The following is a 20,633-nucleotide window of genomic DNA, read 5'->3' as shown; positions in this document are numbered from 1 at the left end:
CGGCGCCCATGGCGTCGTCCACCCCCTCCGCCGTCCCCGTACGTCCGCGAGGTGGCCCGCGAGCCTGGGCCACCCGCGCCCCGCTGCTGCCTGCCCTCGTCTTCCTCATCACCGTCACGCAGCTGCCGTTCGTGGCGACGCTGGTGATCTCACTGTTCGACTGGAACTCGCTCGCCCCGGACGCCCGCCGTTTCACCGGGCTGTCCAACTACGCGTCCGTGGCCACCGATGCCGCGCTGCGGGACTCCGTGCTGACGACGGTGCTGCTCACCGCGACCGTGGTCATCGTGAGTGTGCTGCTCGGGCTGGCGCTGGCGCTGCTGCTGGACCGCGCGTTCTTCGGCAGGGGATTCGTCCGTACGCTTCTGATCACACCGTTCCTGCTGGTGCCGGTCTCGGCCGCGCTGCTGTGGAAGCACGTGCTGTACAACCCGGAGTACGGGCTGCTCAACGGTGGCTGGGCATGGTTCGCGGGGCTCTTCGGCGACACGGAGCCCGCGCAGCCGGACTGGATCTCGGACATGCCGCTGGTCGCGGTCGAGGCGGCGCTGGTGTGGCAGTGGACACCGTTCATGATGCTCATCCTGCTCGCCGGACTGCAGAGCCGGCCCGGCGATGTGATCGAGGCGGCCCGGCTGGACGGCGCGAGTGCCTGGCAGATCTTCCGCTATCTGACGCTGCCGCATCTGCGGCGGTACCTCGAGCTCGGGGTGCTGCTCGGCTCGATCTACATCGTGCAGCACTTCGACGCGGTGTTCACGATCACCTCCGGCGGGCTCGGCACCGCCAACCTCCCGTACACGATCTACCAGACCTTCTATCAGGCTCACGAGTACGGACTGGCGTCCGCGGTGGGCGTGGTCGTCGTCATCGGCACGATGGTGCTCGCGACGTTCGCGCTGCGCGTGGTCTCGTCCCTGTTCCGTGAGGAGGCGAACCGCGCATGACCGCCACTGACCTTGCGACGAGCCGACCTGCCGCTGCGACGACCCGGCATCCCGCGTCGATCGCCCGGCGCGCGCGGCGGCGGTCCGCCTCGCTGGGGGCGCTGGCCTGGATGGCGGGCATCGGTTTCTGTCTGCCGGCCGGCTGGATGCTGCTCACGTCGTTCCACTCGGAGCAGGACGCCGCGACCAACCCGCCCTCGCTCGGTGCCGAGCTGACTCTCGACCGCTATCGGGAGTTCTTCGACGCGGGCGGGGCGGGCGGCCCGTGGCCACCCCTCATCAACTCGGCGACGGCCTCCGTCGTTTCGACGCTTCTGGTACTGGTGCTGGCGTTGCCGGCGGCGTACGCGCTGTCGATCAAGCGGGTGCCCAAGTGGACGAATGTGATGTTCTTCTTCCTGTCCACGAAGATGCTGCCCGTCGTCGCCGGTCTGCTGCCCATCTACCTGTTCGCCAAGAACGCGGGTCTGCTGGACAACATCTGGCTCCTGATCCTGCTCTACACCTCGATGAACCTGCCGATCGCGGTGTGGATGATGCAGTCGTTCCTCGCGGACGTCCCTGTGTCGATCATCGAGGCGGCGCAGGTGGACGGGGCGCGGCTGCCGACGGTGCTGACCCGGGTCGTGGCACCGGTGGCCGGTCCCGGGATCGCGGCGACCGCCCTGATCTGCTTCATCTTCAGCTGGAACGAGCTGCTGTTCGCACGGGTGCTCACCGGGGTCGTCGCACAGACCGCGCCCGTGTTCCTCACCGGCTTCGTCTCCAGCGAGGGGCTGTTCCTGGCCCAGCTGTGCGCCGCGTCCGTCATTGTGTCCCTTCCGGTGCTCGCCGCCGGTTACGCCGCCCAGGACAAGCTGGTCCAGGGCCTCTCTCTTGGAGCCGTCAAATGAGGGCCGCGATCGTCGAAGCCCCCGGCAAGGTGTCCGTCACGTCCGTCCCCGATCCGTCGCCCGGGCCCCGGGAGGTCGTGGTGAAGGTGGCGGCGTGCGGGCTGTGCGGCACCGATCTGCACATCCTGCAGGGCGAGTTCGCGCCGACGCTGCCGATCGTGCCGGGCCATGAGTTCGCCGGGACGGTCGTGGCGGCCGGGAAGGAGGTGAAGGAACTGGCGGTGGGTGACCAGGTCGCGGTCGATCCGTCCCTGCCCTGTCATGAGTGCCGCTACTGCCGTGCCGGGCGCGGGAACCTGTGCGACCGATGGGCGGCGATAGGCGTCACGGTGCCGGGCGGTGCGGCCGAGTTCGCGGTGGCTCCGGTGGCGAACTGCGTACGGCTGCCCGAGCACGTCGACGTACGGGACGCGGCGCTGATCGAGCCGCTGTCGTGCGCGGTCCGCGGGTACGACGTGCTCAACGGCACGCTCGGCGCCCAGGTGCTGATCTACGGCTCCGGGACGATGGGCCTGATGATGCTGGAGCTTGCCAAGCGCACCGGGGCCGCCGGGGTCGATGTCTTGGACATCAACCCGGAGCGGCTCGCCACGGCGAAGCTGCTGGGCTGCTCGGGGGCGGCTGCGTCGGCCGAGGCGCTGGAGCGGGTGGGCGAGGGCTGGGATGTGGTGATCGACGCGACCGGGAACGCCGGCGCGATCCAGGACGGGCTCGGACGCGTGGCGAAGGGCGGGACGTTCCTCCAGTTCGGGGTGAGCGACTATGCGACGACGGCGGTGATCGAGCCGTACCGCATCTACAACCAGGAGATCACCGTCACCGGTTCGATGGCGGTGCTGCACAGCTACGAGCGGGCGGCCGCGCTCTTCGCCTCCGGGGTGCTCGATCCGGAGGTGTTCATCAGCGACCGGCTGCCGCTTGAGCAGTATCCGCAGGCGATCGACCGGTTCCGGGCCGGCCAGGGGCGCAAGATCGTGGTGGAGCCATGACCACGGGCCGGGCCGAAGGGGAAGCCGGGCGTCAGGCCGGGGGCCGGGACGCGGTCCTGGTGCTGGGCGAGGCGCTGATCGATCTCGTGCCGGCGGCGGAGTCCGCCGCGCAGTCTCCCGCCGACGCGCCGCAGCTGTGGCGCGCGCAGCCCGGTGGCGCTCCGGCGAATGTCGCCGTCGATCTGGCGCGTCTCGGCACGCCGGCGGCATTCGCGGGCGGGCTGGGCGGGGACGGTTTCGCGCGGACCTTGGACGACTGGCTGCGTTCCGCGGGAGTCGACACGGGGCTGTGCGCGCGCTCCTCGCTGCCCACGGCACTGGCGGTCGCCGATCCGGGCCCGCGGGGCAACAGTTACCACTTCCACCTGCGGGACACCGCCACCTTCCGGCTGCCGGCTGTGACGAGGGCCGAGGCGTCACGCTTCGGGGTCGTCTACGCGGGCGGTCTGGCCGCTGTCCTACAGCCGTCGGCGTCCACGGTCGCGGCGGCGGCCCGCGAAGCCGCAGCCCACCGGCTGCTGGTCGTGGACCCGAACGTACGCGGGGAGGGCGACGGCGCCCGGGAACTCCTCACGGAACTGTGCGCGCTGGCCCATGTGGTGAAGGCGAGCGATGAGGACCTGGCGCTGCTGTGGCCCGGGATCGGGCCCGAGGTGTCGGCGCGGAGACTGGCGGAGGAGGGCCGGCTCGTCGTCATGACGCGCGGTGCTCAGGGCAGTACGGCCTTCACGCCGGCGGGCCGGGCGGTGTCCGTGCCGGCCGTGCCCGTCGCCGTGGTGAACACGATCGGTGCCGGGGACGCCTTCATGGCCGGGATCCTCGCCTGGCTGGAGGCCGCCGGGATGCTGCGGCGGGACGCTCCGGCCGGGATCGGCGAGGACCGGGCCCGGGACATGCTCGCGGCCGCCGCAGAGGTGGCCGCTGCGGTGTGCGCGCGGAGCGACGGGTGCGTGCCCCCGTACACGCACCCGCCGCTCGGTCTGCCGTCCCGCGCCCCGGAGGACGAGGGAGTACGGACTTAGCGCCTAGTACCAGGGGGTGCTGACGAGCTCGTGCCCGTCGCAGACCAGCACGGCGCGGGAGACCTTGCCGTACAGGTTGTTGGCGATCTTGGTGTAGGCGTAGTTGATGCCGGGGTCGACGGTCTCGGAGACCCATCCGTCGACACGCGCCACGCTGCCGTTGGAACGCTGGGCGAGGGCCGCGCAGTTGGTGCGCGCGTTCTCGATCCGGGCGAAGGAGCCGCACTTGCCGGAGTAGAAGTACTTGAGGGTGATGCCCTCGAAGGACCTCTGGTACTTCAGCGAGAAGGTGCCGGCGCAGGCGGCGGTCGTCGGGTACGAGCCCTCGTAGGCGTAGGCGCCGTAGTTGCCGCCCTGGAAGGGCGCGGCGTGGGCGGTGAGCGGTGTGACGGCGACCGCGAGGGCCGCTCCGGCGGCGGCCAGGGAGGTCTTCAGGGCACGACGCTGCATGGTTCCTCTTTTCGGTGAGTCCGGTGGTTCCGGTGAGCCCGGAGGTCCGGCGAGTCCGGTGGGGGGTTGGCTGCCGGCGGGGGTTGGCTGCCGGCCGGGTGCCCGGCCGGTCGGGTGCGGCGCGTCAGCAGGTCGCGTGGGTCGGCAGGCCGCCGCGCTCGTCGCCCTTGAGGTAGACGGCACTGACGTAGCCCTCGGCCAGGCGCACCCAGATGTTGTTGCTGTAACCGTTGTCGGTGATCGTCTGCCCGCGGGTCCAGCAGGAGGCGCCGCGGGGCTGGCCGGCGGCGACATGGCCGGTGATGGCGTACGTCTTCGCAGGGCCGGAGCGGACGTTGACGTTCTCGTACGGCGTGACACCGTACGGAAGCCCCAGCGCCGCGGCCTGGGCGGAGCCGGTGCCCGTCATGAGGAGGCCCGCGGTGAGCGCGCCGACTGCGGCCGTGGTCAGGGCCTTGGTCCTCTTCCCCGTCATCTTCAGGTCCTTCCTTGGGTGAACGGCTTCGAGCATCGCCAGCGGGGAGGTCCGACCGCAACCATTTCGAAGGTGGTCGAAAGCCGGCGTCGCGCATCGTGCAGAGTGGTCGTGCACATGTCGCGTGCGGGGCAATGAACACCGCCGGGCGCACGGTAGTTGACACTTCGGGAGGCATGGGGATGACCGCAGGAACCACTGTTCCCGGACGGGACGCCACCGAGCCGGCGCGGCCCACCGTCGTGCCCGGGCCGCGGCGGCTGCCCGGTCTGGGCAATCTGCCGGCGTTCGCCCGCGATCCGCTCGGGTTCTTCGAACGGCTCCGGGGCTGCGGCGACCTCGTGGAGTGGCGGCTCGGCCCCCAGCGCGCGTTGTTCGTGTCACGGCCCGAGCACATCGGCGAGCTGCTGACCGGCATCGAGACCGTCTTCCGCCACCCGGAGCTCGGATGGGCGTTCAAGCTGGTGCTCGGGGACGGCGTGGTCACGTCGGAGGGCCCGGCGTGGCGGCGGAAACGTGCGCTCGTCCAGCCCGCCGTGCGGCCACGGCAGGTGCGGTCGTACGCACGGACGATGGCGGAGTGCGCCGCTGCGCTGGCGCAGACATGGCGTCCGGGGCAGGACATCGACGTACGGCGGGAGATGCTGGCACTCACTCAGCGGATCGCCGTGCGGACGCTGTTCGGGGCCGACACCGCCGGGCGGGAGGAGGTCATCGGGTCGGCTATGGACGTGGCGCAGCAGGCGATCGGCGACGAGTTCCGGGGCGTCACGCTGTTCCTTCCGTCGTGGGTGCCCACGCCCGGCCGCCGCAGGCTGCGCAGGGCCGTCGAGGTGATCGACGCCGAGGTGGAGCGGGTGACCGGGGAGCGGCGGCGCAGCGGCGACGAGCGGGACGACCTGCTGAGCCGACTGCTGGCGGCCCGGGACGAGGAAGGGCTGCCGCTCAGCGACAAAGAGGTTCGCGACGAGGCGGTGACCCTGTACATCGGCGGCCACGAGACGACGGGCACCACGCTCACCTGGGCCTGGTACCTGCTGTCGCGGAACCCGGAGGTCCGCGCCCGGCTCGGCGAGGAACTGGAGTCGGTCCTCGGGGGCCGCACGCCGGAGTTCGACGATCTGCGGCTGCTTCCGTACACCGAGCAGGTGGTGAAGGAGACCCTGCGGCTGTTTCCTCCGGTGTGGCTGATGACGGGGATCGCGAAGGAGGGGTCGACGCTGGGCGGTCTGCCCGTTCCCGAGGGGACGGTGGTGTGGTCCAGCCAGTGGAGCGCCCATCGCGATCCGCGCTGGTTCCCCGACCCGGAGGCGTTCCGGCCGGAGCGATGGGAAGCGGACGCGGATCCGGTGGCGCCGGACCACGCCTGGTTCCCGTTCGGCGGCGGCGCCCGGGCCTGCCTGGGGGCGCGGTTCGCGATGGTGGAGGCGGTCCTGGTGCTGGCGACGCTGGCGCAGCGCTTCCATGTCGACGTGGAAGCCGGCGAGGTGCCGCCCCGGACGGGGCTGACACTGCAGCCCGGTACTCCGGTGCGCGCCACGCTCCGGGCCGCGGGCTCCCGTGGAGTTACCGTGGCCTCATGAGCGAACGCGATGCGAGGCAGGCTGCCGGACAGGGTCCGGACGCGGTGGAGATCAGTCCCACGGGCTGGGTGGCCGAGCAGGCACGGACGTACGAGGAGTCGGGCGGTACGAAGGGGACGACGATCCAGGGCGTCCCCTGTCTGCTGCTCGACTACAAGGGTCGGCGCTCGGGCATCTGGCGCCGTACGGTCCTCATCTACGGCCGCGACGGCGAGGACTACCTGATCGTGGGTTCGAGCGGAGGCTCGGACCGGCATCCCCTGTGGTACCTGAATCTGCGGGACGAGCCTGACGTGTGGCTCCGTGTGGGCACGGAGCGGTTCGCGGCGCGCGCGGAGACGCTGTCCCCGGAGGACAAGGCACGGGTGTGGCCGCAACTGGTGGAACTCTTCAGCCTGTACGCGGGATACCAGCAGCGCACGCAGCGGGACATTCCGGTGGTGCGGCTGACGCGCACGGAGAAGTAGCGCGCACGCGGGTGTGCTCGGGGCGCGTGACGTACATGCACGCCGACTCGTTGGAGTGCCGCTGGTCCGGTTCACCGAGGGCCGTTGACATATGCCAGAAGCACCACCGTATCGAGTGTTGCCAAATCCCTTACGCGCCCTCGCTCCCTGTGCAACAGTCGTAACCGGTCCTTATCTCAGACCTGGCCGTGACGCGCCTGCATCGGAGTACGACATGCCGTCCCATCTGTTCGCGGACCGCCCCGCCCCCCAACCGCCCCGGCGCGGCACGGTGGACGAGCTGATCTCGCAGACCCGTCGGCTGCGCGGTGACGTGGACGCGGTGCGGCGTGACGCGGTGGTGGACGAGGACGACCCGCAGCGGCGCTGGCAGCGGGCTCTCTGCGATCTGGCGGTCCATCATCTCGACGATCTGGGCGAGCACTTGGGTCAGCTCAAGGAGGGCCTGCCGGCCCTGGCGGACGCCCCCGACGCCGTCGATCCGGACCTGGAGGACATGCAGTCAGGTCCGTACGAGGAGGTCGCTGCGCGCTCCGGTTCACTGCTGAGCCGGGTCGGCAGCGCCGAGTGGAATCTGCTGACGGACGAGGTCAGTTGGTCGGACGAGCTGTATCAGATCTTCGGACGACCGCTGGAGAGCGGCCCGATGTCGCTGGACGAGCTGCCGTCCATGGTGTTCGCCGAGGACCAGGGTCTGCTCACCGCGATGGTGACGGACTGCCTCATCGACGGAAGGCCGATCGACGGCGAGTTCCGCATCGTTCGCACCGACGGACGTGTCCGTACGCTCCACATGATGGGCGAGCCGGTCCTCGACCCCGACGGCTGCACGGCCTCGATGTGGGCGGTTTTACGGGACGTCAGCGAGCTGCGCCGCACCCAGCGCGCCGTACGCGAATCGCGTGACACGCTCGCACGCCGGCAGCACATCGACCGTACGGAGCGCCGGATCGCGGTCGAGCTGCAGGAGTCGGTCCTGCCGCCGTGGCGCGGTTCGCTCTCGCTCCCCGAGGACGGGCCCACGGCCCTGGATCTTGCGGGCCATTACCTTCCGTCGGCGACCAGCGCGCTGATCGGCGGTGACTGGTTCGACGCACTCGAACTTCCCAGCGGCAGCACGCTGTTGAGCGTCGGTGACCTCACCGGACATGGCGTGACCGCCACGTCGACGATGGCGATGCTGCTCGGCGCGCTCCGCGGACTGGCGGTGGCGGGGATCCAGCCCGGCCCGCTCATGGGGCACCTCAACCAACTGCTGGAGTCGTCGGCGCAGCCCGCGCTGGGCAGCGCGATGTGCTGCCACTACGATGCGGCGGCCCGGACGCTCTCCTGGGCCCAGGCGGGGCACCCCGCCCCGCTGCTGTTCCGCGACGGGACGGGGCGGGCGCTGACGCCGCCGGAGGGGGTGCTGCTCGGTGCGACGCCCGGAGGGGTGTACGAGCAGGCCGAGGTACGGCTGCTCCCCGGCGATCTGCTCGTGCTGCACACGGACGGTCTGACCCGGAGCGCCGATGTGCGCGACGGGTCCGGTGTGGACCGTCTACTCGCTCTCGCCTCCCGCTTCGCCGTCGCCCGCAGCGCGCAGGAATGCGTGAGGACGATCGTCGAGGAGTTCGGCGAGAGCGAGCGTGAGGACGATGCCTGCGTGATGGTTGCCAGGATCAGCTAGCGCACGCACCTGGCGCCAAGTGCCGGTGCCACGGCCGTGGCCGGTAGGTGTCGTGTCGTGTCCTGTCGTAGGACAGTGTTGACAGTGTTGTAGGTGTCGTACGTTTCAGGTGCAGTGAGCCGGAAGGCAGTGCGCCGGACGGCCGTATGTCGACGGGCAGTCCCGCGCGGTCAGATCTCCGCGCTTCTCCGGCGGCCGGCCGGGCTGTTGGGCAGTGCGAGCTGGATCTCCTCGCGGAGGTCCTCGATCCTCGTGTAGCCGGCGAACTGTCCGGTGAGCCGGTACATCTCGCGCAGCCGGTCCCAGGTGCGGTGTGACGAGGTCTCCCCCATCGACACCAGTGCCAGCCGGGCGTACCGGTCGGCCTGTTCCGGGTCGTCGGCGATGAAGCAGGCCGAGGCCAGGGAGAGGTAGTCGAAGATCTTGGATCGTTGCCGGCCGCCCTCCCGCAGTGCCAGCGCCTGCTTGGCGTGGCGCTGGGCGGTGGTCGCGGCGGCGGGCTCGTGCTCGGCGAGGGTGCGATAGGCGAGGGCCTGCATACCGTGCAGGTCCGCCTCGTCGAACAGTTGCATCCAGCTGGGCGGTGGCACATCGCCCTTGTCGGAAACGAAGAGTTCCTCGGCCTCGCCGAGGGTGCGGCGCATGGCCTGGCCGCGGCCCATCGATGCCTGTGCCCAGGCTTCGATGGTGCGCAGCATCGCGTGCGTGCGCGGCAGGGTTTGGTCGCCCGAGCCGGACTTGGCGAGCTTCATGAGGTCGAGGGCGTCGTCCGGGCGGCCGAGATGCACCATCTGGCGGGCGGCCCGGGAGAGCGCTTCGCCGGCGCGGGGGCGGTCGCCGCCCTCGCGGGCCGCGTGTGCGGCGATGACGAAGTACTTCTGGGCGGTGGGTTCGAGGCCGACGTCGTGGGACATCCAGCCGGCGAGTACGGCGAGGTTGGCGGCGACGCCCCACAGGCGCCGCTGGAGGTGGTCGGGGTGGCGGTAGGCGAGCATTCCGCCCACTTCGTTGAGCTGGCCCACGACGGCCTTGCGCTGGAGCCCGCCGCCGCGCGCCGCGTCCCAGGCGCGGAACACTTCGACGGAACGCTCGAGTGCCTCGATCTCCTGCGACCCGATGGGGGCGGCCTCATAGCGGTCGAACCCAGCGGGGTCGGCGTGCAGGGGATCGTCGATGCGGGAAGCCCCCAGAGGGGAGGCGGTGCTGGATAGTGCAGGGTCGGTGTGGAGCCAGTCGTGCATGGCGCTGCTGAGTGCGGAGCCTGCGGCGAGCGCGGCACCCGCGCCCACCAAGCCGCGTCGGTTGAGCATGAGGTCCATTCCCGTGAATTCGGTGAGGACCGCCGCCGTACGTTCGGGTGCCCATGGCAGGCCGTCAGGGTTCTGCGTGGTGCTGACGTCCCGCCTTTTTCCCGTGCGTTTCTGCCGTACGAAACCGAGGTCCTCGATGGTCACGACACGGCCGAGTCGCTCGGTGAACAGAGCCGCCAGCACTTTGGGCACGGGATCGCGCGGGGTCTCCCCCATGTCGATCCAACGCCGCACCCGCGAGGTGTCGGTCGCCAGCTGCGGGTGGCCCATGGCCGCCGCCTGCCGGTTCACGAGCCGTGCGAGTTCGCCCTTGGACCAGCCGGCGAGGCCGAACAGGTCGGAAAGGCGGGTGTTGGGTTCTCCGGTCACGTCAAGCCCCCAGGTTCTCGGCTGAGTTGACAGTAACCCCCTGTCATAGGGCTGGCGACTATTCGCCAGGGTTCGCCAGGGTCCGCCAGATGGTGTGCCACCCGCGACCGGGTGTCAGGTAGGAACGCGCCACCCCGCCCCGGCGGCCCGAGCCGCATTCCCCAGGGTGCCGAAGGCTTCCGGGGCAGGGGCCGCGCACGCGACTTGTCGGCACACGAAGGGATCTGTCTCGCCCATGTACACAGCATCGTCCTCCGTGTCCGCCCCGCCCCGGCCGCAGCGCTCCGTCCAGACGGGCGGCAGGCCGTTTCTCGACGCCTCCCCGGCCGGAAGGACCCGGCGCTGGCCGGCGACCGCGGGCCAACCGCTCAGCGGGAGAATCGACTTGTCCGGCCCCCAGGGCGCGCAGCTGCGCATGGCGATCGCCTCGGTGCACCGGATCTGCCCGGAGTTCAATCCGGTGCAGGTGCTGCGAAGGAGCGGACGCTCGGTCCTGCTCGTCGGCACCACCGGACGCGCCACGGCGGTCGCCAAGTGTTTACTGGATCAGTCCCCGGCGTGGGCGGAGCGGTTCCGGCACGAGATAACTGCATACCGTGCGTTCGTCCGGCACCGCCCCCCGGTGCGGGTGCCGCGGCTCATCGCCGCGGATCCGGACAACTGCACGCTGGTCATCGAGCGGATGCCCGGCCGTCCGGCCGCCCTCGCCAGGCATCCCGCCGAAGCTCCGCCGCGTGCGGACGTCCGGGCGGTGCTCGGGGCGCTCGCACGGCTGAACTCGTGGCGGCCGCCCGCCGGGATGTTCGACGCGCCACTGGACTACGCGTCGCGGATCGCCCGCTATCACGAGCTGGGGCTGTTCACCGATCGTGATCTGGGCGATCTGCAGAAGCTGTTGCACGGCCTGGCGCACGCCGGTGGGCGGCAGGGCGTGGGGCAGTTCTGCCATGGCGACGCGCTGCTGTCGAACATTCTGCTGGCACCGACGGGTCCGGTGCTGGTCGACTGGGAGCACGCCGGCTGGTATCTGCCGGGGTACGACCTGGCCACGCTCTGGGCCGTCATGGGCGACGCCCCGCTGGCCCGGCGGCAGATCAGCCAGCTCGCTCAGCAGTCGGGGCCCGCCGCGCGGGACGCGTTCCTGGTGAACCTGATGCTGGTGCTGACCCGGGAGATCCGGACGTACGAGACGGCTGTGCAGCGGACGATGCGGGAGGCGGCTCCGGCCGGGACCGTGCCGCCGCAGCCCGGGGCCGTCTCGTCCGGGGAGGAGCAGCGGCTGCTGTTGCGGCGGCTGCACGACGACTGCGCGCTGGCACGGCGGGCTGTGCGCGCTGCGGTCGGCACTCGCTGACCGCCAGGGACGGCGAAGTGGGCCAAGGGGACGTGGTGGAGCGCCCCCAAGGCAGCACCGAGCCGTGAGGGGGGAGAGCTGCGCGCCCAGTGCCGACACACTGGACGCGCAGCTCTCTGTTGTCTCACGGAGGTCCCTCTGGCGGGTCCCCGGGGACCATCGTCGACCGCCCGTACGGGTGACAGCACGTTCCGGTCGGGGCGCGACGGGGCGGGTTCTCATACATCAAGTCGCCCTTGTCCCTGCGACATTGGTCCACTCCGCTGAAGCGTCACAGGCCACCGCGCCACCAATGCGGGTTCGTTGACGCCTCGTCGTGCAACCGCTACCCCTTGAGGCGAGTCCAGCCGCGCGCGTCCCTTCGCGCGTCACCCGTCTCTGGAGGCTGCATTGCAAGGACGAGGTCCCGCCCCCGTACGACCGAGAAGTCCACGCACGCGCGCAGCCACGGCCGCGGCCCTGGTGCTGTCGCTGGTCTCGGCCGCCCCGTCCGCGACCGCGGAGCAGTCCGCGTCCGGGGCGCTGCAGAGCAATTTCGCCGCCGCTGCCGCCGAGTACGGGGTACCCGAGCGGGTACTCCTCGGTGTCTCGTACCTCCAGTCCCGCTGGGACGGGCACGGCGGCGCGCCGAGCGTCACCGGCGGGTACGGGCCCATGCACCTGACCGACGCCAAGGCGGCGCTGGCCGACGCGCCGCACCACTCGCACGGCGCCGAGGACGCGCGCGGCGACGAAGCGCGCGCCGTGCGGACCCAGCCCGAGGCCGAGATCCAGGACCTGTCCGCGCTGCCGGCCCGGCTGCGAACCCTGGAACGGGCGGCGGAGCTCACCGGGATTCCCGAGGAGCAGCTGCGCACCAGCCCCGCCGCGAACATCCGGGGCGGCGCGGCCCTGCTCGCCGACGCCCAGCGGCAGCTCGGCCTGGAGCCGACCGCGGATCCGGCCGACTGGTACGGGGCGGTGGCGCGTTTCTCCGGCGCCGATGACACGGCGACCGCGACGACGTACGCCGACGACGTGTACGACGTCATGCGATCCGGTCAGCACCGCACGACCGACAGCGGCCAGCAGGTCGCCCTGCCCGCGGACACCGCTCTGCGGCCCGACGGCGCGACGGCCGCCGGTCTCGGGCTGCGGACCGTCGACGCGGACCTCACGGAGTGCCCGCCGACCGTCGCCTGCGAGTGGATCCCGGCACCGTACGAGGAGTTCGGTGAGGGTGACTACGGCAATCACGACAAGGCGAACCGGCCGGCGTCGCAGTCGATCGACTACATCGTCATCCACGACACCGAGGCGAGCTGGGACACCACTCTCCAGCTGGTCCAGAACCCGGAGTACGTGTCCTGGCAGTACTCGCTGCGCTCGTCCGACGGCCATGTCGCGCAGCATCTGCGGCTCAAGGACGTCGGCTGGCAGGCCGGGAACTGGTTCATCAACGCCAAGTCGATCGGTCTGGAGCACGAGGGCTTCCTCGTGAACCCGGACGCCTGGTACACGGAGGCGATGTACCGCACGTCGGCACGACTGGTGCGGTACCTCGCCAAGCGGTACGACATCCCGCTCGACCGGCAGCACATCATCGGCCATGACAATGTGCCGGGCACGGTGCCCTCGACCATCCGGGGAATGCACACCGATCCGGGCCCCTACTGGGACTGGGCGCACTACTTCAACCTGCTCGGCCGGCCGCTCACGCCGTCCGCCGGTCCTTTCGCGTCCGTGGTGACGATCCGTCCGGACTACGCGAAGCACCAGCCGCCCTACACGAGCTGTGCGAAGCCCGGTGACGCCTGTGCGCCGCACGGTTCGGGCGCGGTACGGCTGCACACCGCGCCGGACCCCACCGCCCCACTGGTGAAGGACATCGGCCTGCGTCCGGGCGGCGAGGGCTCCACGGACGGGGTGAACGACACGGGGGCCCGGGCGTCGACGGGCCAGCAGTACGCGGTCGCCGAGCGGCGCGGTGAGTGGACGGCGATCTGGTACCTCGGGCAGAAGGCGTGGTTCCACAATCCGCGTACGCAGCCGACGGCGCTCGGCGCCCGGGCCCAGGTCCTCACGCCACGCGACGGGCTCGCCGAGGTGCCGGTGTACGGGCGGGCGTACCCGGAGCCGTCGGCGTATCCGGCGGGTGTGCCGGTGCAGGCGGTGACGCCGCTGCCGTACAAGCTGCTCGCGGGCCAGAGGTACGTGATCGGCGGGCAGACTCCGGGCGAGTACTACTTCGCGTCGACGTACGACACGACCGGGCACACGGTGGTGCGGGGCGCGGAGACCTACTACGAGATCCAGTTCGGGCACCGGGTCGCGTTCGTGAAGGCCGCCGATGTGCAGGTGCTGAGGGTGTAGGACAGGCGCGTACCTGCGGGTTCATCCGGACGGGTGATCACCGCGGCCGCGTGGGCCGGATGGGCGACGGGTAGGGCTGGCCCGTACGCGACCGGTCCGCGCGGCTCATGCGCGGACGCTCACCGAAAGGCCGGGCACGCATGGCACAGCCCTTCGAACTGCCGGATTTCTACGTACCGTATCCGGCACGTCTCAACCCCCATGTCGATGCGGCGCGGCAGCACACCCGTGCGTGGGCGCGCCGCATGGGCATGCTGGAGGGATCGGGGATCTGGGAGCAGGAGGATCTCGACGCGCACGACTATGCCCTGCTGTGCGCCTACACCCACCCGGACTGTTCTGCCGAGGCACTCTCCCTGGTGACGGACTGGTACGTGTGGGTGTTCTTCTTCGACGACCACTTCCTGGAGGTCTTCAAGCGCAGCGGGGACCGGACGGGCGGCAAGGCGTATCTGGACCGGCTGCCGGCGTTCATGCCGATGGATCCGGCACAGGGCACCCCGGAGCCGACGAACCAGGTCGAGGCGGGTCTCGCGGATCTGTGGGTGCGGACGGTGCCGAGCATGTCGTCCGCCTGGCGGGCCCGGTTCGCGTCGGCGACCGAGCACCTCCTCAACGAATCGCTGTGGGAGCTCGACAACATCAACGAGGGGCGCGTCTCGAACCCCGTCGAGTACATCGAGATGCGCCGCAAGGTCGGCGGCGCGCCCTGGTCGGCAGGTCTCATCGAGTACGCGGCGCAGGCCGAGATCCCCGCGCAGGTGGCCGGCTCCCGGCCGCTGCGTGTGCTGACCGAGGCCTTCGCGGACGCCGTTCATCTGCGCAACGATCTCTTCTCCTACCAGCGCGAGGTGGAGAACGAGGGCGAACTCAGCAACGGCGTGCTGGTCCTGGAGACGTTCCTGGGCTGTACGACGCAAGAGGCGGCCGAAGCCGTCAACGACCTGCTGACGTCGCGGCTGCAGCAGTTCGAGAACACCGCACTCACCGAAGTCCCGGGGCTCTGCGTGGAGAAGGGCCTGAACCCGGAGGAGTGTACGGCGGTCGCGGCGTACACCAAGGGGCTTCAGGACTGGCAGTCCGGCGGCCATGAATGGCACATGCGGTCGAGCCGCTACATGAACAAGGGCGTCGTGAAGGGGCCGTCGCTGTTCGACGGGGTGCTGGGCACGTCGGCCCTCGACATCAGGACGCTGTTCGGCCGCCCGGCCGTGGCCCGGCTGCGCAGCCTCACCCATGTGCCGCACCAGCGGACCGGCCCGTCGCTGCTCCCGGACTTCGACGTCCCGTTCCCGCTGACGATCAGCCCGCATCTGGACGACGCGCGGAAGAAGTCCCTCGCATGGGCCGGCCGGATGGGCCTGCTGGACGACATCTGGGACGAGCAGATGCTCGCCGGTTTCGACTTCGCGCTCTGTTCGGCGGGACTTGACCCGGACGCCACCCCCGAGGAGCTGGAGCTCAGCGCCGAGTGGCTGACCTGGGGGACGTACGGGGACGACTACTACCCGGTGGTGTTCGGGCGTCCGCGCAACCTCGTCGGGGCGAAGGCCACGACCGAGCGGCTCATGGCCTGTATGCCCGTCGACGATCCTGCCGCGGGCGCGACGGTGGCGGTGAGTCCGATGGAGCGGGGGCTGGCGGACCTGTGGGCGCGGACCGCGGGGCCGATGGGTGCCGAGTCGCGGGCGGCGTTGCGAGGGGCGCTGGACATCATGCTCGAGAGCTGGCTGTGGGAGCTGCACAACCAGGCGCAGCACCGGGTGCCCGACCCTGTCGACTACATCGAGATGCGGCGCCACACGTTCGGCTCCGAGCTGACCATGATGCTCTGCCGGCTGAGGCATGAGGGCGAGCTTCCGCCGGAGATCTACCGCAGCGGGACGGTGCACAGCCTGGAGAACGCCCTGGCGGACTACGCGGTCTTCCTCAACGACCTCTTCTCGTACCAGAAGGAGATCGAGGTCGAGGGCGAGGTGCACAACATCGTCCTGGTGGTGCAGAACTTCTTCGGCTGCGACTATCCGGCCGCTGTCGCCATCACCGACGATCTGATGCGCTCGCGGCTGCGCCAGTACGAGCACGTGAAGCGCAACGAACTGCCCGTGCTGTACGACGACTTCGGGCTGGACGAGAAGGGCAGGGCGGCGCTCGACGCCTATGTGCGCGAGCTGGAGGACTGGGTCGCCGGGATCCTGAACTGGCACCGGGGCGTACGCCGCTACAAGGCGGAGGACCTGCCGCGCGGAGCGGGCTCGCCGCTGCGGACCGACGGGCCCACGGCGATCGGCATGTCCGCGGCCAGGGTCATCACTCTGCTGCGAACGGGCGGGCCGGTCCCGGCGGCGGCCGCGGGGGTCGTCCGGGTGTAGTCGCGGGGGCGTGCGGTACGGGTGCGGCCCGCCGTGACGTGGTCACGGCGGGCCGCATCACCGCGTACGGGATCGTGCGGGGTCAGCCCTGCTGGAAGAGTTCCGCGGGCAGCGGCTTCAGCAGCGCGTACAGATCGTCGGTGATCGGCCGGTCCCAGCTGGCGATGGTGACGAGCACGTTGTCGCTGCGGTCGAACTGGACGCAGGAGATGCGGCTCTCGGAGAGCTTGACCCGGCGCACGATCAGCAGGTTGTCGCCCTGCATGACCGGGACGTCCTCGGTGCCGGTGACCGTGACCTCCTCGTCGTTCTCCAGCGCCGCGAGGAGCTGGGCGACCTCGAAGGGGATCTGGCCCTCGGCGAGCTCGCGGGCGGGCGAGCCCTCAGGCAGATTGCCGATGATCATCGCGGGACCGCGGCCGCCGAACAGGTCGTAGCGGAGGAAGACGCCCTGGCAGCTGCCGTCGGGCGCGGGCAGCAGTCCCGCGCCGAGATTTCCGGGCCAGTCCCCCGGGTCCATGGCCAGGACGTCGAAGTCCGGGCCGGCGGGAGTGGCGGCGCTGCGGCGGCGGAGGAAGGACATGCCGCCATGGTACGTGCACGGGGGCTGCGCACGGCGACCTGGGTACGGCGACGGGAGGGGTGTGCGGGCGTGCCGGGCGGGCTCAGTCCACGAACGCGTCGAGCTCCACCTCGACGAGCCAGTCGGGGTCGATGAAGCGGGAAACTTCGACGAAAGTGCACGCGGGGCGCACGGTGGTGAACCGCTCGCCGTGCGCTCGCGCCGCTTCCTTCCAGCGCTGCACGTCGGTGAGCATGACGCGGGTGCGTACGACGTCGTCGAGCGTGGCACCGGCCTCGTTCAGCGCGCGCTCGGCGATGTCCAGGCAGCGGTTCGTCTGGGCGTGGACGTCGCCCGGTCCGACGGTCGTGCCGTCGTCGCCGATGGGGGCGGTTCCCGCGACCGCGATGTGGGCGCCCTTGCGTACCGCCCGGGAGAAGCCGATCTCCGGTTCCAGGGGCGAGCCGGAGCTCACGTGCTGCCGGGGGTGTCCGGTGGCGCCTCCCGTCCCGTCATGGTGTCCCATCCCGTCATGGTGGCAGAGGCCGTCAGGCAGTGCGGTGGCGTTCGTGGTGGCGGGCGACGCGGGCGCGGTTGCCGCAGGAGGGCTTGCACCACTCCTGGCGCGGGTGCTCCTTGAGGAAGTACCGGACACAGCGCGGCCCGTGGCAGGCCCGTAGCCGTGCCCGGTCAGGGCCGGCGAGCAGCGCGATCGCCGCGCCGGCGAGGGCGGCGACGAGGGCCTCGCGCGCGTCCGCGCCCGGCGCCGGGCGGTGGGCGGCGACCGGGTCGCCGTCCTCGGGCCAGTCCAGGTGCACGACCGTGGGTACGGCGGCGGCCGCGGCGTTGAGGCGGTGCAGGGCCTCGTCGTCGGGCAGCAGCCGCTGGGCGTCGGCGGGGCTGGGCGGTCCTGGCCGTACGCAGCGGGCGAACAGGGAGCGGACGGCGGCGCGCAGCTCCCGGACGCGGGCCAGGACGCCGGCGTCCGCCGTGAAGCCGCGGACGTCGAGCACCCCGGTCAGCGCGTCCTCCCGCTCCCGTACCCAGCGGGTGAGGCCCTCGCTCTCCATGAGGTCGTCGGCGACGCCGCCGTGGCCATCGTGGCGGATGGTGAGGGCAAGGTCGAGAGCGAGGGCGGGGGCCGTCATGCGCTAATGGTAATGCCGCGCACAACCATTAGCTGGGCGGAGGGATGCCGTCTCAGGTGAGGTCGAACTCCCCCTCGCGGGCGTTCAGGACGAAGGCGCGCCACTCGGCCGGAGTGAAGATCAGCGACGGGCTCTCGGGCCTGCCGCCGTTGCGCATCGCGATGAAGCCCTCGACGAAGGCGATCTGGACGTCCCCCGCGCCCTGGGTGCCCGACCGCCAGTCGGCCTGGCTGAGGTCGAGGTCCGGCTTGTTCCAGCCCGCAAGCGGCTGCTCCGTGGTGATGCTCTCGGCCACGTCCGTGCTCCTCCCGGTTCGTCGTCCGCGCTCAGACTAGCGATCGTCGCCGGTCACGGACAGGGCATGGAGCGCGGCGGAACGTGGTCGCGTCGCGCCCGTTTCCCGCCCACCCCACCCCGCCGGTTCGCCGCAGGTCAGCTCACCGCACGTCAGTTCGCCGGGGGCTCCGACCCGACCAGCCACATGGAGAAGAACTGCGATCCGCCGCCGTAGGCGTGGCCGAGCGCCTTGCGGGCGCCGTCCACCTGATGCTCGCCCGCCTGCCCGCGCACCTGGAGCGCCGCCTCGGCGAAGCGGATCATCCCGGAGGCGCCGATGGGGTTGGTGGAGAGCACCCCGCCGGACGGGTTCACCGGCAGATCGCCGTCCAGTTCCGTGACGCCGGACTCGGTGAGCTTCCAGCCCTCGCCCTCCGCCGCGAAGCCGAGGTTCTCCAGCCACATCGGCTCGTACCAGGAGAAGGGGACGTACATCTCGACGGCGTCGATCTCCCGGCGCGGATCGGCGATCCCGGCCTGACGGTAGACGTCGGCCGCGCAGTCCTTGCCCGCCTGGGGAGAGACGAAGTCCTTCCCGGCGAACAGGGTGGGCTCGCTGCGCATGGCCCCGCCGTGCACCCAGGCCGGCGGCCGCGGCGAACGGGCCGCACCCGCGCGATCGGTGAGGACCATCGCGCAGGCGCCGTCGGACGACGGACAGGTCTCCGAGTAGCGGATCGGGTCCCACAGCATCGGCGATGCCTGCACCTTCTCCAGGGTGATGCCGTGCTCGTGCAGATGCGCGTACGGGTTCTTGAGCGCGTTGCGCCGGTCCTTGTAGGCGACGAGGGAGCCGACGGTGTCGGGTGCGCCGGTGCGGCGCATGTACGCCCGCACGTGCGGGGCGAAGAAGCCGCCCGCGCCCGCGAGGAGGGGCTGCTGGAAGGGGATCGGCAGCGACAGGCCCCACATGGCGTTCGACTCGGACTGCTTTTCGAAGGCGAGGGTGAGGACGGTGCGGTGGACACGCGCCGCGACGAGGTTCGACGCGACGAGGGCGGTGGAGCCGCCGACGGAGCCCGCGGTGTGCACGCGGAGCATGGGTTTGCCGACCGCGCCGAGCGCGTCGGCGAGGTACAGCTCCGGCATCATCAGGCCCTCGAAGAAGTCGGGTGCCTTGCCGATGACGACGGCGTCGATGTCGGCCCAGGTCAGCTCGGCGTCGTCCAGCGCCCGGACGGCCGCCTCGCGGACGAGTCCCGCGATGGAGACGTCGTGGCGGGCCGCCACGTGCTTCGTCTGGCCGATGCCGACGACGGCCACGCACTCCTTTGCTGTCACAGCCTCAGGCACGGGCCTCTCCTTCCAGTACGGCGACCAGGTTCTGCTGCAGGCAGGGGCCGGAGGTGGCGTGGGCGAGGGCGCGGTCGGACGCACCGCGGTGGATGCGGGCGGCGGCCTCGCCGAGGCGGATGAGGCCGGCGGCCATGACGGGGCTGGCGGCGAGGGCTCCGCCGGACGGGTTGACCCTCACCCTCTCGTCGAGCTTCAGGGCCTTGCGGAGCACGACTGCCTGGGAGGTGAAGGGGGCGTGCAGTTCGGCGGTGTCCACGGGCCGTTCGAAGGCCCCGGCGCGTTCGGCGGCGAGCCGCGTGGAGGGCGAGTCGGTGAGGTCGCGTACGCCGAGGCCGTGCGGCTCGATGCGGTGGTCCATGCCGCGGATCCAGGCGGGTCGTTCGCACAGCTCGCGGGCCCTGTCCCCGACCGCGAGGATCACGGCAGCGGCGCCGTCGCCGATCGGCGGGCAGTCGCCGGTGCGCAGCGGCTGAACGACGTACCCGCCCTGCTCCCGGGGGCCGCGCAGCTGGGCGTGGGGGTTGTCGGCCGCAGCAGTGCGGCTGCGTGTGGCGATGCCTGCGAGTTCACGTTCGCTCGTGTCCCCGGCGTCGATGAGCGCCTGTGCCTGGAGGGCGGCGAGCGCGACCGAGTCGGGCCAGAGCGGGGCGACGTAGTAGGGGTCGAGCTGGCGGGTCATCACCTCCCGCAGATCGCCGGGTGAGGACTTGCCGTACGCGTAGACCAGCGCGGTGTCGGCCTCGCCGGTGAGGAGCTTCACCCAGGCCTCGTACAGCGCCCAGGCGCCGTCCATCTCGACGTGGGACTCGGAGATCGGCGGCCAGGCGCCGACGCCGTCGAGTGCCATGGTGAAGGAGAAGGCTCGGCCCGCGAGATAGTCGGACGAGCCGGAGCAGGTGAAGCCGATGTCACCGGTGCGCAGCCCGGTCTGCGCCAGGACGTCGTGCAGGACCGGCATCAGCATCTCGACCTCGGAGAGCTCCTCGGTGCTGCGCAGATGGTCGGTCTGCGCGAAGGCGACGATCGCGACGTCTCGCAT

At 71.1% G+C, this 20,633-nt stretch carries 19 protein-coding genes; 10 read left to right on the top strand and 9 right to left on the bottom strand.

Annotated elements, in window-relative coordinates:
- The first annotated feature begins 8 nt into the window (after window positions 1–8).
- The 4 genes from ACWCXB_RS09675 to ACWCXB_RS09660 are packed head-to-tail and all read left to right on the top strand — an operon-like array spanning window position 9 to window position 3,851.
- Window positions 9–947, top strand: coding sequence for a carbohydrate ABC transporter permease (locus tag ACWCXB_RS09675; RefSeq protein WP_450720951.1), 939 nt, complete (start codon window positions 9–11; stop codon window positions 945–947).
- Window positions 944–1,840 carry a carbohydrate ABC transporter permease gene (locus ACWCXB_RS09670; RefSeq protein ID WP_450720851.1) on the top strand — a complete coding sequence of 299 codons (897 nt, stop codon included), beginning with the start codon at window positions 944–946 and terminating at the stop codon, window positions 1,838–1,840. The genes ACWCXB_RS09675 and ACWCXB_RS09670 overlap by 4 nt, the downstream gene beginning before the upstream one ends.
- Entirely contained in the window at window positions 1,837–2,829 is a 993-nt protein-coding gene (locus tag ACWCXB_RS09665; RefSeq protein ID WP_450720849.1) for a zinc-dependent alcohol dehydrogenase family protein, read from the top strand. The genes ACWCXB_RS09670 and ACWCXB_RS09665 overlap by 4 nt, the downstream gene beginning before the upstream one ends.
- A complete protein-coding gene (locus tag ACWCXB_RS09660) occupies window positions 2,826–3,851 on the top strand; it encodes a PfkB family carbohydrate kinase (protein ID WP_450720847.1) in 1,026 nt (341 codons plus the stop codon). Before ACWCXB_RS09665 ends, ACWCXB_RS09660 begins: the two co-directional genes overlap by 4 nt.
- Before the next feature lie 3 nt (window positions 3,852–3,854).
- Here the strand turns inward: ACWCXB_RS09660 and ACWCXB_RS09655 are convergent, their stop codons facing one another.
- Complete coding sequence (locus ACWCXB_RS09655; RefSeq protein WP_450720845.1) at window positions 3,855–4,301, bottom strand: hypothetical protein; 447 nt, start codon at window positions 4,299–4,301, stop codon at window positions 3,855–3,857.
- Between the two features lie 124 nt (window positions 4,302–4,425).
- Complete coding sequence (locus tag ACWCXB_RS09650; RefSeq protein WP_450720844.1) at window positions 4,426–4,776, bottom strand: SH3 domain-containing protein; 351 nt, start codon at window positions 4,774–4,776, stop codon at window positions 4,426–4,428.
- A gap of 182 nt (window positions 4,777–4,958) precedes the next feature.
- On the opposite strand from ACWCXB_RS09650, the gene ACWCXB_RS09645 reads away from it, so the two are divergent.
- From ACWCXB_RS09645 to ACWCXB_RS09635, 3 genes are all read left to right on the top strand, one after another.
- A complete protein-coding gene (locus tag ACWCXB_RS09645) occupies window positions 4,959–6,359 on the top strand; it encodes a cytochrome P450 (protein WP_450720842.1) in 1,401 nt (466 codons plus the stop codon).
- Complete coding sequence (locus ACWCXB_RS09640) at window positions 6,356–6,826, top strand: nitroreductase family deazaflavin-dependent oxidoreductase (protein ID WP_450720840.1); 471 nt, start codon at window positions 6,356–6,358, stop codon at window positions 6,824–6,826. Before ACWCXB_RS09645 ends, ACWCXB_RS09640 begins: the two co-directional genes overlap by 4 nt.
- Window positions 6,827–7,040: 214 nt before the next feature.
- Window positions 7,041–8,495: a PP2C family protein-serine/threonine phosphatase gene (locus ACWCXB_RS09635; RefSeq protein ID WP_450720838.1), complete on the top strand. Its 1,455-nt coding sequence runs from the start codon at window positions 7,041–7,043 to the stop codon at window positions 8,493–8,495.
- Between the two features lie 170 nt (window positions 8,496–8,665).
- Here the strand turns inward: ACWCXB_RS09635 and ACWCXB_RS09630 are convergent, their stop codons facing one another.
- The gene (locus ACWCXB_RS09630; protein ID WP_450720836.1) at window positions 8,666–10,174 is read right to left on the bottom strand and encodes a DNA-binding protein NsdB; all 1,509 of its coding nucleotides are present in this window, start codon (window positions 10,172–10,174) and stop codon (window positions 8,666–8,668) included.
- Between the two features lie 235 nt (window positions 10,175–10,409).
- Here ACWCXB_RS09630 and ACWCXB_RS09625 point away from each other — a divergent pair, with 235 nt between their 5' ends.
- The 3 genes from ACWCXB_RS09625 to ACWCXB_RS09615 all read left to right on the top strand — a co-directional run bounded on the left by ACWCXB_RS09625 (window position 10,410) and on the right by ACWCXB_RS09615 (window position 16,252).
- Window positions 10,410–11,528 (top strand): aminoglycoside phosphotransferase family protein, encoded by a 1,119-nt coding sequence (locus ACWCXB_RS09625; RefSeq protein WP_450720834.1) that lies wholly within the window; start codon window positions 10,410–10,412, stop codon window positions 11,526–11,528.
- Between the two features lie 462 nt (window positions 11,529–11,990).
- Window positions 11,991–13,880, top strand: a complete 1,890-nt coding sequence (locus ACWCXB_RS09620) for an N-acetylmuramoyl-L-alanine amidase (protein WP_450720832.1) — start codon at window positions 11,991–11,993, stop codon at window positions 13,878–13,880.
- Window positions 13,881–14,020: 140 nt separating this feature from the next.
- On the top strand, window positions 14,021–16,252 hold the full coding sequence (locus ACWCXB_RS09615) for a terpene synthase family protein (protein WP_450720830.1): 2,232 nt from the start codon (window positions 14,021–14,023) through the stop codon (window positions 16,250–16,252).
- Window positions 16,253–16,334: 82 nt separating this feature from the next.
- Here ACWCXB_RS09615 and ACWCXB_RS09610 read toward each other — a convergent pair whose 3' ends face one another.
- The 6 genes from ACWCXB_RS09610 to ACWCXB_RS09585 all read right to left on the bottom strand — a co-directional run bounded on the left by ACWCXB_RS09610 (window position 16,335) and on the right by ACWCXB_RS09585 (window position 20,633).
- Window positions 16,335–16,835 carry a hypothetical protein gene (locus tag ACWCXB_RS09610; protein WP_450720828.1) on the bottom strand — a complete coding sequence of 167 codons (501 nt, stop codon included), beginning with the start codon at window positions 16,833–16,835 and terminating at the stop codon, window positions 16,335–16,337.
- An 82-nt stretch (window positions 16,836–16,917) separates the two neighbouring features.
- Complete coding sequence (locus ACWCXB_RS09605; protein ID WP_450720826.1) at window positions 16,918–17,340, bottom strand: RidA family protein; 423 nt, start codon at window positions 17,338–17,340, stop codon at window positions 16,918–16,920.
- Window positions 17,341–17,362: 22 nt separating this feature from the next.
- On the bottom strand, window positions 17,363–17,962 hold the full coding sequence (locus ACWCXB_RS09600; RefSeq protein WP_450720824.1) for a CGNR zinc finger domain-containing protein: 600 nt from the start codon (window positions 17,960–17,962) through the stop codon (window positions 17,363–17,365).
- Between the two features lie 52 nt (window positions 17,963–18,014).
- Window positions 18,015–18,257 (bottom strand): DUF397 domain-containing protein, encoded by a 243-nt coding sequence (locus ACWCXB_RS09595; RefSeq protein WP_450720822.1) that lies wholly within the window; start codon window positions 18,255–18,257, stop codon window positions 18,015–18,017.
- 152 nt (window positions 18,258–18,409) lie between these two features.
- Window positions 18,410–19,591: a thiolase domain-containing protein gene (locus ACWCXB_RS09590; protein ID WP_450720821.1), complete on the bottom strand. Its 1,182-nt coding sequence runs from the start codon at window positions 19,589–19,591 to the stop codon at window positions 18,410–18,412.
- Window positions 19,584–20,633: a thiolase domain-containing protein gene (locus tag ACWCXB_RS09585; protein WP_450720820.1), complete on the bottom strand. Its 1,050-nt coding sequence runs from the start codon at window positions 20,631–20,633 to the stop codon at window positions 19,584–19,586. The genes ACWCXB_RS09590 and ACWCXB_RS09585 overlap by 8 nt, the downstream gene beginning before the upstream one ends.

Source organism: Streptomyces sp. NPDC001514, from assembly GCF_053597075.1.
This window is presented reverse-complemented; position numbering and strand designations above follow the sequence as displayed.

Bases quoted from the DNA above. Each gene is read 5' to 3' on its own strand.
- ACWCXB_RS09675 (WP_450720951.1), top strand. From the start codon at position 9: ATGGCGTCGTCCACCCCCTCCGCCGTCCCCGTACGTCCGCGAGGTGGC.
- ACWCXB_RS09670 (WP_450720851.1), top strand. From the start codon at position 944: ATGACCGCCACTGACCTTGCGACGAGCCGACCTGCCGCTGCGACGACC.
- ACWCXB_RS09665 (WP_450720849.1), top strand. From the start codon at position 1,837: ATGAGGGCCGCGATCGTCGAAGCCCCCGGCAAGGTGTCCGTCACGTCC.
- ACWCXB_RS09660 (WP_450720847.1), top strand. From the start codon at position 2,826: ATGACCACGGGCCGGGCCGAAGGGGAAGCCGGGCGTCAGGCCGGGGGC.
- ACWCXB_RS09655 (WP_450720845.1), bottom strand. From the start codon at position 4,301: ATGCAGCGTCGTGCCCTGAAGACCTCCCTGGCCGCCGCCGGAGCGGCC.
- ACWCXB_RS09650 (WP_450720844.1), bottom strand. From the start codon at position 4,776: ATGACGGGGAAGAGGACCAAGGCCCTGACCACGGCCGCAGTCGGCGCG.
- ACWCXB_RS09645 (WP_450720842.1), top strand. From the start codon at position 4,959: ATGACCGCAGGAACCACTGTTCCCGGACGGGACGCCACCGAGCCGGCG.
- ACWCXB_RS09640 (WP_450720840.1), top strand. From the start codon at position 6,356: ATGAGCGAACGCGATGCGAGGCAGGCTGCCGGACAGGGTCCGGACGCG.
- ACWCXB_RS09635 (WP_450720838.1), top strand. From the start codon at position 7,041: ATGCCGTCCCATCTGTTCGCGGACCGCCCCGCCCCCCAACCGCCCCGG.
- ACWCXB_RS09625 (WP_450720834.1), top strand. From the start codon at position 10,410: ATGTACACAGCATCGTCCTCCGTGTCCGCCCCGCCCCGGCCGCAGCGC.
- ACWCXB_RS09615 (WP_450720830.1), top strand. From the start codon at position 14,021: ATGGCACAGCCCTTCGAACTGCCGGATTTCTACGTACCGTATCCGGCA.
- ACWCXB_RS09610 (WP_450720828.1), bottom strand. From the start codon at position 16,835: ATGTCCTTCCTCCGCCGCCGCAGCGCCGCCACTCCCGCCGGCCCGGAC.
- ACWCXB_RS09605 (WP_450720826.1), bottom strand. From the start codon at position 17,340: ATGGGACACCATGACGGGACGGGAGGCGCCACCGGACACCCCCGGCAG.
- ACWCXB_RS09600 (WP_450720824.1), bottom strand. From the start codon at position 17,962: ATGACGGCCCCCGCCCTCGCTCTCGACCTTGCCCTCACCATCCGCCAC.
- ACWCXB_RS09585 (WP_450720820.1), bottom strand. From the start codon at position 20,633: ATGCGAGACGTCGCGATCGTCGCCTTCGCGCAGACCGACCATCTGCGC.